This is a genomic window from Parasphingopyxis sp. (assembly GCF_028279465.1).
In the GTDB taxonomy this organism is placed as follows: Bacteria; Pseudomonadota; Alphaproteobacteria; order Sphingomonadales; family Sphingomonadaceae; genus Parasphingopyxis.
This window is the reverse complement of record NZ_JANQNS010000017.1, coordinates 35,970-50,349: the sequence shown is the minus strand read 5'-3', so window position 1 is coordinate 50,349 and position 14,380 is coordinate 35,970. Positions and strand designations below refer to the sequence as shown.

At 62.2% G+C, this 14,380-nt stretch carries 18 protein-coding genes; 12 read left to right on the top strand and 6 right to left on the bottom strand.

Going from position 1 to position 14,380, the window contains the following annotated elements; all coding sequences use genetic code 11:
- Positions 1–26: 26 nt before the first annotated feature.
- From Q0974_RS13930 to Q0974_RS13900, 7 genes are all read left to right on the top strand, one after another.
- Positions 27–257, top strand: a complete 231-nt coding sequence (locus Q0974_RS13930; protein ID WP_299328845.1) for a hypothetical protein — start codon at positions 27–29, stop codon at positions 255–257.
- 7 nt (positions 258–264) lie between these two features.
- Positions 265–399: a hypothetical protein gene (locus Q0974_RS13925; protein WP_299328843.1), complete on the top strand. Its 135-nt coding sequence runs from the start codon at positions 265–267 to the stop codon at positions 397–399.
- A 10-nt stretch (positions 400–409) separates the two neighbouring features.
- Positions 410–976: a hypothetical protein gene (locus Q0974_RS13920; RefSeq protein ID WP_299328841.1), complete on the top strand. Its 567-nt coding sequence runs from the start codon at positions 410–412 to the stop codon at positions 974–976.
- Positions 977–2,529: 1,553 nt separating this feature from the next.
- Positions 2,530–2,949 (top strand): hypothetical protein, encoded by a 420-nt coding sequence (locus Q0974_RS13915; protein ID WP_299328839.1) that lies wholly within the window; start codon positions 2,530–2,532, stop codon positions 2,947–2,949.
- Between the two features lie 129 nt (positions 2,950–3,078).
- Positions 3,079–3,750, top strand: a complete 672-nt coding sequence (locus Q0974_RS13910) for a DUF4259 domain-containing protein (protein ID WP_299328837.1) — start codon at positions 3,079–3,081, stop codon at positions 3,748–3,750.
- A 107-nt stretch (positions 3,751–3,857) separates the two neighbouring features.
- The gene (locus tag Q0974_RS13905; protein WP_299328835.1) at positions 3,858–4,250 is read left to right on the top strand and encodes a hypothetical protein; all 393 of its coding nucleotides are present in this window, start codon (positions 3,858–3,860) and stop codon (positions 4,248–4,250) included.
- A 118-nt stretch (positions 4,251–4,368) separates the two neighbouring features.
- On the top strand, positions 4,369–5,106 hold the full coding sequence (locus Q0974_RS13900) for a DUF427 domain-containing protein (RefSeq protein ID WP_299328832.1): 738 nt from the start codon (positions 4,369–4,371) through the stop codon (positions 5,104–5,106).
- A gap of 6 nt (positions 5,107–5,112) precedes the next feature.
- Here the strand turns inward: Q0974_RS13900 and Q0974_RS13895 are convergent, their stop codons facing one another.
- The 4 genes from Q0974_RS13895 to Q0974_RS13880 form a co-directional block, all read right to left on the bottom strand.
- On the bottom strand, positions 5,113–5,502 hold the full coding sequence (locus tag Q0974_RS13895; RefSeq protein WP_299328829.1) for a globin: 390 nt from the start codon (positions 5,500–5,502) through the stop codon (positions 5,113–5,115).
- 2 nt (positions 5,503–5,504) lie between these two features.
- Positions 5,505–5,957 carry a GFA family protein gene (locus Q0974_RS13890; RefSeq protein ID WP_299328826.1) on the bottom strand — a complete coding sequence of 151 codons (453 nt, stop codon included), beginning with the start codon at positions 5,955–5,957 and terminating at the stop codon, positions 5,505–5,507.
- A gap of 78 nt (positions 5,958–6,035) precedes the next feature.
- A complete protein-coding gene (locus tag Q0974_RS13885) occupies positions 6,036–6,548 on the bottom strand; it encodes a DUF1579 family protein (protein ID WP_299328822.1) in 513 nt (170 codons plus the stop codon).
- 36 nt (positions 6,549–6,584) lie between these two features.
- Positions 6,585–8,003 (bottom strand): S41 family peptidase, encoded by a 1,419-nt coding sequence (locus Q0974_RS13880; RefSeq protein ID WP_299328819.1) that lies wholly within the window; start codon positions 8,001–8,003, stop codon positions 6,585–6,587.
- Positions 8,004–8,206: 203 nt separating this feature from the next.
- Here Q0974_RS13880 and Q0974_RS13875 point away from each other — a divergent pair, with 203 nt between their 5' ends.
- Positions 8,207–9,505: a PLP-dependent transferase gene (locus Q0974_RS13875; protein ID WP_299328817.1), complete on the top strand. Its 1,299-nt coding sequence runs from the start codon at positions 8,207–8,209 to the stop codon at positions 9,503–9,505.
- A 4-nt stretch (positions 9,506–9,509) separates the two neighbouring features.
- Positions 9,510–9,995, top strand: coding sequence for a DUF2505 domain-containing protein (locus Q0974_RS13870; protein ID WP_299328814.1), 486 nt, complete (start codon positions 9,510–9,512; stop codon positions 9,993–9,995).
- 10 nt (positions 9,996–10,005) lie between these two features.
- On the opposite strand, the gene Q0974_RS13865 is transcribed toward Q0974_RS13870, so the two are convergent.
- The gene (locus Q0974_RS13865; RefSeq protein WP_299328812.1) at positions 10,006–10,602 is read right to left on the bottom strand and encodes a lysophospholipid acyltransferase family protein; all 597 of its coding nucleotides are present in this window, start codon (positions 10,600–10,602) and stop codon (positions 10,006–10,008) included.
- Between the two features lie 186 nt (positions 10,603–10,788).
- On the opposite strand from Q0974_RS13865, the gene Q0974_RS13860 reads away from it, so the two are divergent.
- From Q0974_RS13860 to Q0974_RS13850, 3 genes are read left to right on the top strand one after another with little or no spacing between them, the layout of a single operon-like run.
- A complete protein-coding gene (locus Q0974_RS13860) occupies positions 10,789–11,181 on the top strand; it encodes an EthD domain-containing protein (protein WP_299328810.1) in 393 nt (130 codons plus the stop codon).
- Between the two features lie 19 nt (positions 11,182–11,200).
- Entirely contained in the window at positions 11,201–11,533 is a 333-nt protein-coding gene (locus tag Q0974_RS13855) for a hypothetical protein (RefSeq protein ID WP_299328807.1), read from the top strand.
- On the top strand, positions 11,530–12,855 hold the full coding sequence (locus Q0974_RS13850; protein ID WP_299328805.1) for an NAD(P)-binding domain-containing protein: 1,326 nt from the start codon (positions 11,530–11,532) through the stop codon (positions 12,853–12,855). The genes Q0974_RS13855 and Q0974_RS13850 overlap by 4 nt, the downstream gene beginning before the upstream one ends.
- A gap of 49 nt (positions 12,856–12,904) precedes the next feature.
- On the opposite strand, the gene Q0974_RS13845 is transcribed toward Q0974_RS13850, so the two are convergent.
- Entirely contained in the window at positions 12,905–14,116 is a 1,212-nt protein-coding gene (locus tag Q0974_RS13845; protein ID WP_299328802.1) for a diguanylate cyclase, read from the bottom strand.
- Between the last annotated feature and the right edge of the window lie 264 nt (positions 14,117–14,380).

The window sequence follows — 14,380 nt, the reverse complement described above, 5'->3', positions numbered from 1 at the left end:
GCGGGCCGCAATAAAAGGAGACGAGCATGACGCAGCTACCCTATGAAGAGGCGCTGGAGCGCGCACGCACGGAACTGGAAAGCGCGCTGTCGCTGATCCTGCAGGAAATCGCCGCTTACCCGACGCCGATCTCGGGCTGCGATGCGCAATATATCCGGCTGATCAGCGACCGCACCCGAATCGCGAGCAGCCTGCGCGATCTGGACGACAGGCCCTTCGTCGCAACGCCCCGCAAATTGGAACCAGAAGCGGCGTGAGCGGGCAATGGCGAAGCAGAATAGCGGCGCAGAGGAGTTTATTGCTACGAGCGGCGAAGCCGAAGACGCCGAGAAGGGCATGGCGGAGATGAGCGAGAAATTTCGCAAAGAAGGGAGCGAAATATACATTAGCTCAAAATAGGGGCGTGAAAATGGTCGGTATTAATCAATCCCGCGCGTGGGGTGCCTATGGTCAAGCCATGGCCGCGGCAGCGGCTTTGGATTTATTGGTGAAAGTTTCTAACTTTCACGACCGTGCACTGGAACTGGTTGGCGACTCTCGAAACTTTGAAGCCAAACGAGCGAAACTTGTTGAGAAGGCAACAAAACCGCACTTTTCCCAGTCGGCAAATGAGTTTTATGAATCTCACAAGGAGTTACAGTCTGACCAATTCCGGATCGCCTTGGACAATGCCATCGTTTTTCGGAATTATCTGAGTCATCAATATTTTTCTGCTATTTGGCCACTCCTATCAAGCGAGGAAGGATTGGATGTAATTGAGTGCGAGTGCCTCCACTACAAGGATCACTTTGTCGGCATAGAGAACCACATCCTAGCGCACGGCAATTGCGAGTTTCTCCAGTTCTTTCAACAGGCGGCAGATCCAAAGGCCGTCCTAGAAAACCACCCAGTTCACCGATTTCTAAAAGGCCAAGTAGAATCTATAGACGAAGCACTGGCCGAAGCGGGCTATCCTCCGCAGGATGCCAACGATTAGAATTGTGCCGACAGTCTTCTGGGAAGCTCAGTTCCAACTTATTTGAAGGGAACCGATGAGGGGTTGATCTAGATGAGCGAAGATTTTCGACAAGGCGGAGCAAACATGTATGCGTAAGCGGCTGACGACGGTCGCTATGCTTGTTCCGCTCGCGGTCGCCGCGACCGCGTCTACAACCGCAAATAGCCAACAATCGCAAGCTGCTTCGCCGCCGGACCCTAGCTCGCTTGAGCTGCCAGACATGACTCCGACCACCAGCTCAAGCGTAATCCGTAACGGGTGGAAGTATTTCTATTTCCATAAAGAGGGTGTCACTTATCAAGAAGCATTCGAAGATTTCCACGACTGTTACCAGTTTTTGGCGACCGTCAGCGGGCGGTCCGAACTCCCAATGTCTGTATCTTGGAACAGCGAACCCGAAACCTCTGAGGGAATCTCCACTCAAAGCCCGTATGGCGTTGTAGGGCAAGTCATACTCGGCTTCGTTTCTGGGGCGATGGAGCGACGCAATCGGCAATCCCGACTACGACGTTGTTTGGAACCAAGAGGCTACGTTCGCTATCCGATATCTCGCGATATCTGGCGACAACTGACTGATGGTTACTCGACAGACGCCATTGCTTTGCAGGCCTTGGCCGCCTCCGGCCCTACGCCCAACTTAGAACCCGTCATACGATGAAGGCCACGCTTTGCCTTTTTCTCCTTCTGATCCCGGCGGCGTTATATGCTCAGAGCAGTTTCGTTGAGATCGAATCCCTGGAAGATGTTACGATCCGTGATGACCGGGCCTACATAATGTTTCGAACAGTTCGCCCACGTGGAGTTCCATCAATTGAGCCTGTTTTCCTGCGGATTCCCAGACCGGGCGAATTGGGTCGCTTGGGTGACATCGAAAACGTTCAAAGCGTCGACGCGAGTGGCTCCCTAGTCGAACTGTCGTCAGAGCGGCTATACTTAGTAGAAGTGCCTCCCGGTGACTATGTACTCTACGGTGCAACCTATGCCGGAGGTACACCGCATCTATATGTTTGCATGTGCTTGGGAACAGTGGGCTTTGCTGCTGCCGTGGGGGAAATCACAGATATGGGTTATTTCCTAGCTGATCGAGTCCATGAGACATCAGTCATACCAGAACTAGCCCCAGAATCAGGGTTTGGTCCAAGCTCTTACGGAATGACGATCTTGTTAGGGGCGACTGTTCGACCAGCTCGAACCGATACCCATTTTCCCGCCGGAATAGACCCAGGCCTCATCAACCCGGCCAACTATTCAGCAATTGGCCGCTTCTTCGAACCTCGTGCCCTAGCGATAAACCGTCTGGCCCCGGTACCAGGAATACTTGATTACGAGCTTGGCCGCGTAATTGATGTAAGCTCAGGACAACCAGTCCCGGACGTGCGCTAGTGCCACTTGCAATGTAGGAGCGTCCATGATGCCCTCCGCGCATGACGTGCCCCACCCCAGCCTCCGCTAAAGCTCCGGCCGACACGCCACACCCCCGCTCAGCCGCCATCCAGTCCCGCCGCATCTCGCGCATCCCCGCCTTCACGCCCGTGCCCCTTCGCGCCCGCCGCGACGGGTGGACGCCGCTCCGGCAGGCCGAATTCATCGGCTATCTGGCCGAGACGCGATGTGTGAAGCGGGCGGCGGCTAGGGTCGGCATGAGCCGGGAGAGCGCCTATCGGCTGCGCCGGAAAGCCGGCGCGGAGCCGTTTTGTATGGCATGGGACACGATCCTCGGGGCGCCGGACCGGCCGCGGCCGAAGGTCACACTCGAGGCGCTGTTTCGGCGGATCGCGCAGGGCAGCTACCGCCCCGTGCTGCGCGGCGGGCGCTATGCCGGGACGCTCCACAAACCCGACAATTCTGCGCTGCGCAGCGCTCTCGGGCGGCTCGATCGTCTGTCCGCCGAGCCGCCCGCGCGGTATGATCCGCGCAAAGGTCACAGAAATCAAAAACCGCGTTCGGTGTGAACTATGTGTGAAGTAATGGCGCGCCACATCTCCGCCACCCAGTCGCGCCGCATCGCGCCTATCCCGGCCTTAACCGGTTCGCCACCTTGTCCTGCTAGGCCCGCCGCTCAACCGACGAAAGGCGAGGCCATGGGTGCCTGGGGCGCTGGCAGTTTCGAGAATGACGATGCGCTCGATTGGGCGGCGGAGATCGCTGCGCCCGGCGATGTCGGCGCGACCTTTGCCCGGCTGGAGCCGATCGCGGCGGCCTTTGCGGATGGCAAGCCCATCGCGATCGAGGCGGACCTGGCGTGCGCGCTCGTCGCGGCGGCCGAGACGGTGGCGATGATGATGGGGCGGCGGATCGACGGCTTTCCCGAAGCGCTTGCCAAGACGCTCGCCGATGCGGACGCGCCCGGCGCCGAACTTGTCGGCGAGGCGCAGGAGGCGCTCTCGCTCGTGATCGCCCATTCCGAGCTCGCCGAACTCTGGGCCGAGGATGTCACGCCGGGTGAAGAGAATGTATGGCAGGTGGAGATGACGGCGCTGATCGAGCGGCTCAATCCCGATATCGCGACCGAACCCTGGAGCGCGGAGGAGATCGAAGAGGCGGCGGGCGGGCCGGTGACGCTCTGCTGCTTCTGCAATAAGCCGATTGCGGAGGATGAGCTGTTCGGCCTCAACATCCACGATTATCGCAACCGGACGGCGTTCCGGCGCGGCATGTTCTTCCACCTCGCCTGCCTCAATGCGCGGCTGCACCATCAGTTCATGATCCAGGATTTCCGGTTCGATCCCGACGCGCTGCCCGATATCGACTAGGCGGCAAAACGCCCGGCCTGTGATCCGCGCCACAGATCGCCCCGGTCGAAACGCCCATACCGCTCCCAACACCACAACGGCCCAAGGGGCAAACAGGGAGAAGACGAATGAAAAAGACGGTTATGGCAATGGCGGCAATGGCGGCGGCAGCGATGCCGATGGCGGCGCAGGCCGGCGACGATTATGGCATGTATGACGATCCGATCGGCGTCTACCAAACGGTCATCAGCCCGCAGGACACGGTGAACAGCAGCGGCAACCGGCTGCGCTCAGTCGGCGCGATCCTGCGGCAGGACCGGGCGAACATGCACCGCTTCGGCCGGGCGGATGCGGGCGACCAGTATGAGGACATGTTCCTCTCCTCCGCCTCGCGCGCGCTGATCCCGGGCTGGGTCAGCAACGGTTATGTCGATCCGTCGGCGGCCGCGGCGATCCGGAATGGCCGGGCCTATGTCACCGTCTATGTCTATGAAGGACGCATCGAAGTCTTATCGTCCTGACGACCGGTTAGGGGGCGGGGCGCATGGCGCGGCAGCAATGCCCGCCATGCGCTCCTTATCGTTGGAGCTCGTACGCATCGGCCTTGCAATGTAGGCGAGAGCCTGCTGCGATCACGCGATGCCAACCCCGCTGCCCGACAAAGCCGCCCTGCTCGAACGCGCAAAGCCCTATCGTGACAATTGGGACCGCAGCTTCCGCCCGCCGGGCGTCGAGCCGGTGGGCGAGGGCGAGGAATCGGTGTGGGACTATCCGCGCCCGCCGATCATCGCGCCGGTGCCCGGCCCGGTCCGCGTGATGCTGGGCGATATCGCGATTGCCGAGAGCGATTGTGCGCTGGAGGTGAAGGAGACGGCCGGGGCACCCGTGCCCTATATCCGGCCCGAGGATGTGCGGACTGAATGGCTGGAAGACACAAGCCGGCTCACCGTGTGCGAATGGAAGGGCGCGACGCTCTATTACGATCTCGCGCTGCCGGGCGGGAACGCTTCTTTGTCAGAATTTTCCTCGCGGAAAATCGCGGCACCAGCCCACTCCCCCTCCCGTCCTCCCATTGAGTGTACCCTGTTGGGAGGCCGGGAGGGGGAGTGGGCTGGTGCCGCGCCTGAGCGTAGCGAAGGTCTGACCAAAAAACCGATCCGCATTGCGGAGGCGGCATGGAACTATCCCGATCCGTTCGACGATCTCTCTGAAGGCTATGCGGAGATCGCCGGCTGGTTCGGCATTTACGCCGGCAAGCTCGATTGCTTCATCGGCGAGGAAAAGGCGCGGCCGCAGCCCGGGAATTTCTACGGCGGCTGGGTTACGGACCGGATCAAGGGCCCGATCAAAGGCGGGCCGGGCACAGGCGGCTGGTAACGCGCGCTATTGCGCCGCGATCATCGCCTTGAGCCGCTCCGCCTGCCGCCGCCACGCCGCTTCGCCCGGCGCATCGGGACCGGCAGCCTTGGCCAGCACATCGACGGTCATATCCACCCAGACACTCCATTGCGCGGGCGTTATGTCGCCATAATTGCGGTGAAGATCGACGAAATTGACGATCGTCGTCTCAACCCACCAGGCCTCTTCGGCAAGGCCAAGCAACGCTTCGAGCGTCTCGTTGACCATCCGCCCTGCCGCCGCCTCGACATGCGGGAAAAGATCGCGGGCCTCGGGATGGGCGGCGAAGAAGCGATCGAAAACGATGGGCACGATGTCGACACCCGCCTCGCCCGCCGCATCGAGCAGCCCCGTCATCGCGGCGGTATCGTCCATACTCAATCGAAGCTGAACCCGACCGCCTTGGCCTCGGCGACCACCTCGGCGCCGGTCTTCTGCGGCGTATCCTGCGCGAAATCGTACCAGCCGGGCTTCTCGTCGATGAAAATCTGCTCGCCAAGCGTCAGGCCACCGGTGGCATCATTGTCGAACAGCCCAGCGAGCAGCGAATAATTGTCGGCGGGCACGAAACGGTAGAAGAGATTGGTGCCGCATTTCTTGCAGAACCCGCGCTCGGCCCAGTCGGACGAGGCGTAGCGGCCGATATGTTCCTCGCCCGTAAACTCGACATTCTGAGCGCACTGCACGCCGGCAAAGGCGATCCCGCCCCAGCGCCGGCACATGTCGCAATGGCACGCCTCGATATGCGGCCGCACCGGCGTCGCCTTTACCGTCACTGCGCCACACAGGCATTGACCCTGCAGCTCGATCGCTTCGGATGATTCGTTCATCGCTCCCCTCCCGGATATCAAAGATCCTATAGAGGGATGCTCGGCCTATGAACATCGCGTTCCCGCTCGCGAGCATGGCTATTGGTCGGTCGACACGCGTCTGGCGACCTCTTCCATGTGGTAGGTCCATTCGCCTTCCGGATCCTCAGACGTTCGGATATCGACGCGATAGGCAATACTGTCGTCGGTCCAGCGATGGGAGCTGCGCACAGATTCGGTGCGCCCCTCTTCGATCATGAATTGCGCTTCGGATGCCATGCTGCGCTCTTCGCTATTTAGCGAACCGGCCATGATCACTTTTATCGGCCATGACGAACTGAGCCAGATATTCTCATATGTGCCATAGATGGCATTATGGTTGAAATAGACGACTTCCTGCGCCGGGCCGCGATCCGGACGGTCCAGGTCGTAAACGCAACGGACAAAGGCATCATATATCGCGCGTGCGCAGCTCAGCTGGCCAGCGACACGCCGCTCTTCTGCAGAGCCCGGCCGATAGACGCGATCGACATCCCATTCGCCGATCAGAAAATCGAGCGCCGCGTTCGGCTCTTCGGCAGCGCTCTGACCCGATGCCGGAGCGGCGAACATTATGACGCAAGCGAAAACAGAAAGTCGGCCGCGCACCTAGAATATCCCTGGCGAATGGATTTGCGCTGCGTTGGGCCGGGTCGGTGTCAGCATCGTGCGCTGGCGCAATTGGAGCGCTTCGGCCAGGCCCGCTTCGGTGCCCGTGGCGGCGCTCGTCGCCGTAATCGGCTGACAACTGCGGCCGGCGAGGAAGTCCAACGCGCGGGCCACCGAATTTTCCCGCGGATCGCCAAGTGGGAAGGCGATATCGTCGCCGGCCGCGCAGGTCGCGCCGACGCTGCCCGCGAGCCCGTCAAAATAATCGGCATTGCCGGCCGAATTCTCCGAGGCGAAGGCCACGATGCGGAGCCGGTCGTCGCACTGCGCCCGGTCCTGCGCGATCTGGCCGACCGGCTTGCCGAACGTATCGCTCCCGATCAACGCCAGATCGGGCCCCAGAAACGGAATGAAAGCGTTGATCACGAGTTCGCTCGCGGACGCCGTCGCGCCGGTGCTGATAAAGGCGATACGCGTCGGTGCCACCGAAGCGCCGCTGGGCGCGAACCGGTTGGTCGAATTGAACTGCGATTTGCTGGCCCGATAGACGAGCCGCGAGAAAATGTCGTTCGCCCGGTTGCGCGCCATCAGGTCGCCCATCAGCTCGGCCGTGCTGACAAGCCCGCCGCCATTATAACGCAGATCGACGATGAACTCGGTAATGCCCCGCGCCCGGAAATCGCTGAACGCGTCGGTCAGCGCCGAATCGGCCGTCTCGATAAAGGTACGCAGGTTGAGATAGCCGATTTCGCGGCCGCCATCCGTAATCACCTGCGCCCCGTAGCGCGGCGATACGGGGGCGAGATCGAAATCGGCCTTGGTGACCGATATTGTCCGCGTGCCGTTCGCACTGTCAGTCACCCGAAGCGTGCGACTGACGCCCGCCGATGAGGGGCCGAGCGCCTCGGTGAGCGCGGCAGACCCACCCGACGCGGCGATATCGCTGACATCTCGGAGGTTCGCACTGCTCGTTCCGATGGCGAGTATCTCCGTGCCGCGATCAATGTTTGCGGCGAGCGCCGGCGCGCCCTCGAACGCTTCGGATACGAACAGCCGCCGGTTGGCGCTGTCATAGGCGAGACGGATACCGAAGCCCGCGTTCGACCCTTGCTGGAAGAAGGCATTTTCCTCGGCGATCGAGGTCAGGAAGGTGAAGAAACGGTCGCGGCCCTGGGCGCGCGCCGTTGCCGTCAAATTGTCGATATAGGCGGTGACCGTCGCAAAACCGGAAGGATCGCGATTGGCGGGCAGCGTCTCGGGAAACAGATACCATTCGTCGATCTGCGCCTCGGCCCATTGCTGGCGCTGGCTGATCGAACAGGCGCTGTTCGAGGGCGGTGGTGGCGGAGGCGCCGGCCCGGCGATGGGTGGGGACGGCGTACCGCCGCCTTCCCCGCCGCACGCGGCCAGCAGCGCCAATACGCCGAGCGCCGCTCCAATTTTTCCCGGTTTCCGGATCGTCCACTCCCGCGCATATGTGCAACAGATATGTCGCTTATCGGTTGTAATTTGAACAGGAGATGCACGGCGCGCAAGACGAAGATTGCTGCCGGGCCATATTTATCCGTGTCTCCGCAGCGATGCTGGGGTAAGGCACTTGGCGACAGTTGAGGAGACGATCGATGGCCGACAAACCGCTCCACCCCGAAACGCTGGCGCTGCACGCCGGATGGCGCGCGGACCCGGGCACTGGCTCGGTCGCGCCGCCCATTTTCCAGACGACAAGCTATCAGTTCGACAGCACCGAGCATGCGGCCAATCTCTTCGCGCTGTCCGAACTCGGCAATATCTATACGCGGATCGGCAACCCGACCGTCGCGATACTGGAAGAACGCATGGCGGCAATCGAGGGCGGCGCGGCGGCGCTCGCCGTCGCGTCCGGCCAAGCGGCATCGGCCTATGCCGTGCAGAATCTCGCGCGATCCGGCGATAATATCGTCTCGGGCACCGATCTCTATGGCGGCACCTATAACCTCTTCGGTAACACACTGAAGGATCTCGGCATCGAGACGCGCTTCGTCGATCCCGCCGATCCGCAGGCGTTCGTCGATGCGAGCGACGACAGGACGCGCGCCTGGTATATCGAGACGCTGCCCAACCCGAAGCTCGTCGTGCCGCCCATGGCCGATATCGCCGCGGCCGGGCGGCCGATGGGCATCCCGCTGATTGTCGACAATACGGCTGCCCCACTGATCGCCCGGCCCTTCGAGCATGGCGCGGCGATCATCGTCTATTCGACGACCAAATATATCGGCGGCCATGGGACTTCGATCGGCGGGCTGATCGTCGATGGCGGGAATTTCGACTGGGCTGCCCATGCCGAACGCCAACCGCTGCTCAATACGGCCGACCCAAGCTATCATGGCGCGGTCTGGACCGAGGCCGCCGCGCCGCTCGGCCCGATCGCCTATATCCTGCGCGCGCGCACCGTGCTGCTGCGCGATCTCGGCGCGGCGATGAGTCCGATGAACGCATTCCAGTTCCTGCAGGGACTCGAGACGCTGCCACTGCGCATGCCGCGCCATTGCGAAAACACACAAGCCGTCGCCGACTGGCTCACGGGCCGCGCCGGTGTGACCCGCGTTATCCATCCCTCGCTGCTTGAAGGCGGGCAGAAAGCGCGGGCCGAAGCCGTGCTCACCGGCGGGCTCGGCGGGCTGCTCGGCTTCGAGCTCGAAGGCGGGATCGATGCGGGCAAGGCGTTTATCGATGCGCTGGAGCTACTCTATCATGTCGCCAATATCGGCGATGCGCGCAGCCTCGCCATCCATCCGGCCTCGACGACGCACAGCCAGCTCGCCGCCGAAGAGCAGATGGCGACTGGCGTCTCGCCCGGCTATGTGCGCCTCTCGATCGGGCTCGAACATGTCGACGACATCATCGCCGATATCGATCAGGCGCTGACGGCGGCGGGAGCCTGACGCGATGGGACGCAAAAGCCACCACGCCCATGATTTCGCGCAGAGCGTCGATACGGTCTATGCCGCTTTCACCGATCCGGACTTCGTGCGCGCCAAGCTCGAGGCGCTGGGATCGCGGGAAATCGAGATCGATGTCAGCGAGGCGGACGGCGAGACCGTCGTCACGATCGAACGCACCGTCCCGGTCAAGGTATCGGGCCCGCTCCAGGCAGCGGTCGGCGACAGCCAGCGCGTGCGCCAGACCGAGCGCTGGCGCAGCGAAGCGGGCGGGCGGTACGCGGCGGACGTCGCGGTCGAGCCGGTCGGCATGCGGGCCTCGATGCAGGGCGAAACGGTGCTCAGTCCCAACGGGTCCGGCTGCCGCTGCGATGCGACGATGGAAGCGCGCTGTTCGATCCCGCTGATGGGCGGCAAGATCGAGAAGCTGATGATCACCGATTCCGACGCGAAGATCGCCGCCGAATTCGCCTATATCGCCGAGCATAGCTGAGGCGCGTGCGTCAGACCGGATCGGTCCCCGGTCCGCGCTTGCCGAGCATGTCGCGATAAAACTCGAATGCCGGCGCCATGTCCGCCTCATAGTCGCCGGTGGGCACGATTACAGGGCCGACGCCCGCGCGCCTGGTCTTGTAGTCCATGAAACCGCAAACGATCGGCACGCCCGCGCCATGCGCGATCCGATAGAAACCCGTGCGCCAGCCGGCGACCTTTTGCCGCGTTCCTTCGGGCGCCACGGTCAGCACGAACTCCTCGCGCCGCGCGAACTCATCGACCATCTGCTGCACCATGTCGCGATTGGCGCTGCGCTCGACCGGCACGCCGCCGACCTGCCGCATGAATTTGCCGATCGGCCATTTGAAGAGCGACGCCTTCGCCATGAAATGCGTGTTCAGCCCGAGCTCGTGCGTCAGGCCGATATAGTTGGGAAAGTCCCAGTTGCTCGTATGCGGCACGGCGATGATGACGAAGCGGCGCTCGGCAGGCGGCGTACCCACTGCCGTAAACTCGTGGCGGCGGTAGATGAAGAGCAGGATGGCCCGCACGAAGCGGGCGAGCAGGCCCATCCGTGGCGGATCATCTGAACGGCGCGAATCCATCGCCTGCCCTCTGCACGAAACGCGCGGGCTTGGCCACGGGCTTTCCACGTTGCGCCTCCATGGAACGCGACCGGCGGATAAACCAAGCTCCCGCAGGACAACATTGATCCGCATCGTCGATCAAGGTCGAAGGCTTGTGTCCACCCTCTTGGCGAACACGACTATTGGCCGCTAACAGAAGGAGCCATGCTGAAACTCACCTATTGCCTGACCCGCCGTTCCGATCTCACGCGCGAGGCGTTCCAGACCTATTGGCGCGAAACGCATGCGCCGCTCGTTCATGCCGCCGCCGCCGCGCTCGGCATCCGGCGCTACGTCCAGTCGCACACGGCCGATACGCCGCTCGACGCGCCGGTCCGCGAAAGCCGCGGGCTGGACCCTGCCGATTATGATGGCGTAGCCGAGCTCTGGTACGACAGTATCGACGCGCTTGTCGCCGCCACGCAGACCGAAGAGGGCGCGCGGCACGGTGCGATCCTCGCCGAGGACGAAGCCAATTTCATCGATTTCTCAAAGTCCCGCCTGTTTTTCGGAGCGGAGAATGTTGTGGTCGGCGCGGCAATCGACGAACATAATTGAGTACGCCTACAGCGCAGGAGTGACGATGCGAGAAACCGTGAAACCCCGCCCCGCACCCGAAGCGCCCGAGCCCGAGGCGCCCAAGGAGAAGAAGGGCTATCCGCTTGCCGCGACCATCATCGTGAGCCTGTTGCTGGTGCTCGCCCTGTTCGGCGGCCGTGACAATGACGCGGGCGTCTCGAGCGGCGCGGAAAGCATCGGCTTTATACTCGGCTGGGCGTTTGCGGGCGTCTTCCTCTGGGGTATCGCCTGGGCGATCACGATCCGCCATGCCTCGCGCGGATGGAAATGGAGCAGCTTCGCCACCGTCGTCGCGCTCGGCCTGTTGACCGGACTGGCCCGCCTCGCATGAGCGCAACACCGGCGATTTGCATTATCGGCGCGGGCTGCTCCGGTTTCACTATGGCCAAGCGGCTCAAAGATCATGGCCTCGCCTACGACCAGTTCGAGGCGTCGGACGATATTGGCGGGAACTGGTACTATAAGAATCCCAACGGCATGTCGGCCTGTTACCAGAGCCTCCATATCGACACGTCCAAATACCGGCTGGCGTTCGAGGATTATCCGGTGCCCGACGACTGGCCCGATTTCCCCCACCATGCGCAGATGCTCGAATATTTTCGCGACTATGTCGATCATTTCGGGCTACGCGAGGCGATCACCTTCAATACGCGGGTGGAGCAGGCCGAACGGCTGGCGGACGGGCGCTGGCGCGTCACCCTCTCGACCGGTGAAGCCCGAGACTATGACGCGCTGATCGTCGCAAATGGCCATCACTGGGATCCGCGCACGCCCGACTATCCGGGCGAATTCCACGGCCACCAGATGCATAGCCACAGTTATAGCGATCCGTTCGAACCGTATAATTTTCGCGGCAAGAAGGTGATGGTGGTCGGCGGCGGCAACTCGGCGATGGATATCGCGAGCGAGCTTTCGCAAAAGCCGCTCGCCGATACGCTCTATATCTCGATGCGGCGCGGCGTCTGGGTGCTGTCGAAATATGCGAACGGCCAGCCGGCGGACAAGGCCGTGCTGCCGTCATGGATGCCGGCCAAGCTCGGCCGCCGGCTCGCGCAGCGCGCGATCAAGAAGCAGCTCGGCCGGATGGAGGATTATGGCCTCCCCAAGCCCGACCATGAGCCGCTCGAAGGCCATCCGAGCGTATCGGGCGAATTCCTGACGCGCGTCGGCTGCGGCGATATCGTGCCCAAGGGGGCGATTCAGAGGCTCGACGGCGACGGTGTGGTATTCGCCGACGGATCGCGCGAAGAGATCGACGCGATCATCTGGGCCACCGGCTATAATATCAGCTTCCCCTTCTTCACCGATCCAGCGCTGCAGCCCAGCGAAGACAACGCCTATCCGCTCTACAAGCGCATGGTGAAGCCGGGCTATGAAAATCTGTTCTTCTTGGGGCTGGCGCAGCCGCTACCGACCCTCGTCAACCTCGCCGAGCAGCAGAGCAAGTTGGTCGCCGCCGCGCTGACCGGTGACTATGCCTTCCCGGACGCGAAGGAGATGGAACGCGTGATCGTCGAGGACGAGAAAATCCATCTCGGCCATTTCTACGCATCCAAACGCCATACGATCCAGGTCGATTTCGGAACCTATTGCCGCGATTTGGCGAAAGAGATCGGGCGGGGTGCAGGCCGGCGGCAAGTCGCCGAAGCCTAGACCTGCTCGCGCCGGAAAACGCGAACCGGCAAACGAAAGCGGACTATTGCTAGCCCGCGCTGCGCTTCAATTCGACCGGCTCCGGATTGGGTTCCGATGCCGCCGCGTCCTGTCGCCGGTCCTCGGCATTTTCGACACGGTCCCGGCCTTTCGACTTAGCGCGGTACAGCGCCGCATCGGCCCGGGCGAATAGCTGTTCATAGGTTTCCCGATCGCGCGCCGTGGCGACGCCGAAGCTCGCGGTCAGACGGATATCGTCGCTGAGACCGGCATGTTCGAGGCGCACAAATGTCTGCCGGATCCGTTCGGCCAATCGATGGGCCGGTTCGGTTTCGCAATTCCAGACCGCGATGCAAAATTCCTCCCCGCCGATCCGGCCCGCAATGTCGCATCCGCGCACCGTCTCCCTGATGAGCTTACCGAAGCCCGAGATCGCCTGGTCACCCGCCTGGTGCCCCCAAATGTCGTTCACCTGTTTGAAATGGTCGATATCGGCCACCACCAGGCTGAGCGGACGCCGCTCCGTCTGCGCGCGCGGGAGGAGTTTGCGTATCGATTGTTCGAACGAACCCCGGTTTTGCAGGCCGGTCAGGGCATCGCGCTCACTGCTTTCCCGCAGCGCAGTCGTCCATTCGGCGATCGCCGCGCCGATCAGAACCATCGCGGTGGTCACGCCTTTCACGCCAAGCACGAGCCCGATCAGCGAGTAATAGATCGAATCCCGATAGACCGCCGCCGGGATCGACTGCTCGAACAGCAGGGTCAGGGTTGGCCGGACCAGGAAATCGACGGCCTGGAATGCCATGACGGCGATGATCGCGATATCCATCACGGAGCGGCGCCGTGCGGTGAGCAGCGTGGTCACCCCCATGGCGAACATGACCCCATAGCCCATATTCACGATGATCAATCGCGGGCCGACATCGTTCGAAAAGCTTACCGCCACCGCCAGCGTCAATGCGCTGATCAGATAGACGGCGACGAAGCTGCCGAGATGGAGCCGCTGCCCGGCCCGCTCGCAGACCGATGCCAGCATCACGACCGAGGCCAGGCTGTAGAATATCTGCGTCATATGAAAGACGTAGAAGGCGTCTGCCGGGAGGAGATGGGTGATCAGAAAGCCGACCGCGGACAGGGCATAGGCGATACCGAAGCCGAGCACATGGCGCTTCATCCGCCCGACCCGCCACAGCACCACGAATGTCACCGCAAAAAACAGCGCCATGAGCGGCGTTACCAGTCCAAGAATTTGCGTTTGCATCGACCCGTTGCGCTCCTGTCCCCATGGGCTAGGCCAATAAGGTTAAAGGCGCCTTTAGGAATCGTGTTTCGTCGATGAGATGCGAGCGTCGGCGGCATGCGTCGAAGCGGCTTACGATCCAGGTCGATTTCGAGACATGCTGTCGGGATTTGATGAAAGAGATCGGGCGGGGTGAGTTCCGCACCGATTGAGTGCTATTCTGAGGGGCATTGCTCGGCTATATCGTCATAATTGCATATCTGCGTAGCACGCAGCTAGGGGTGG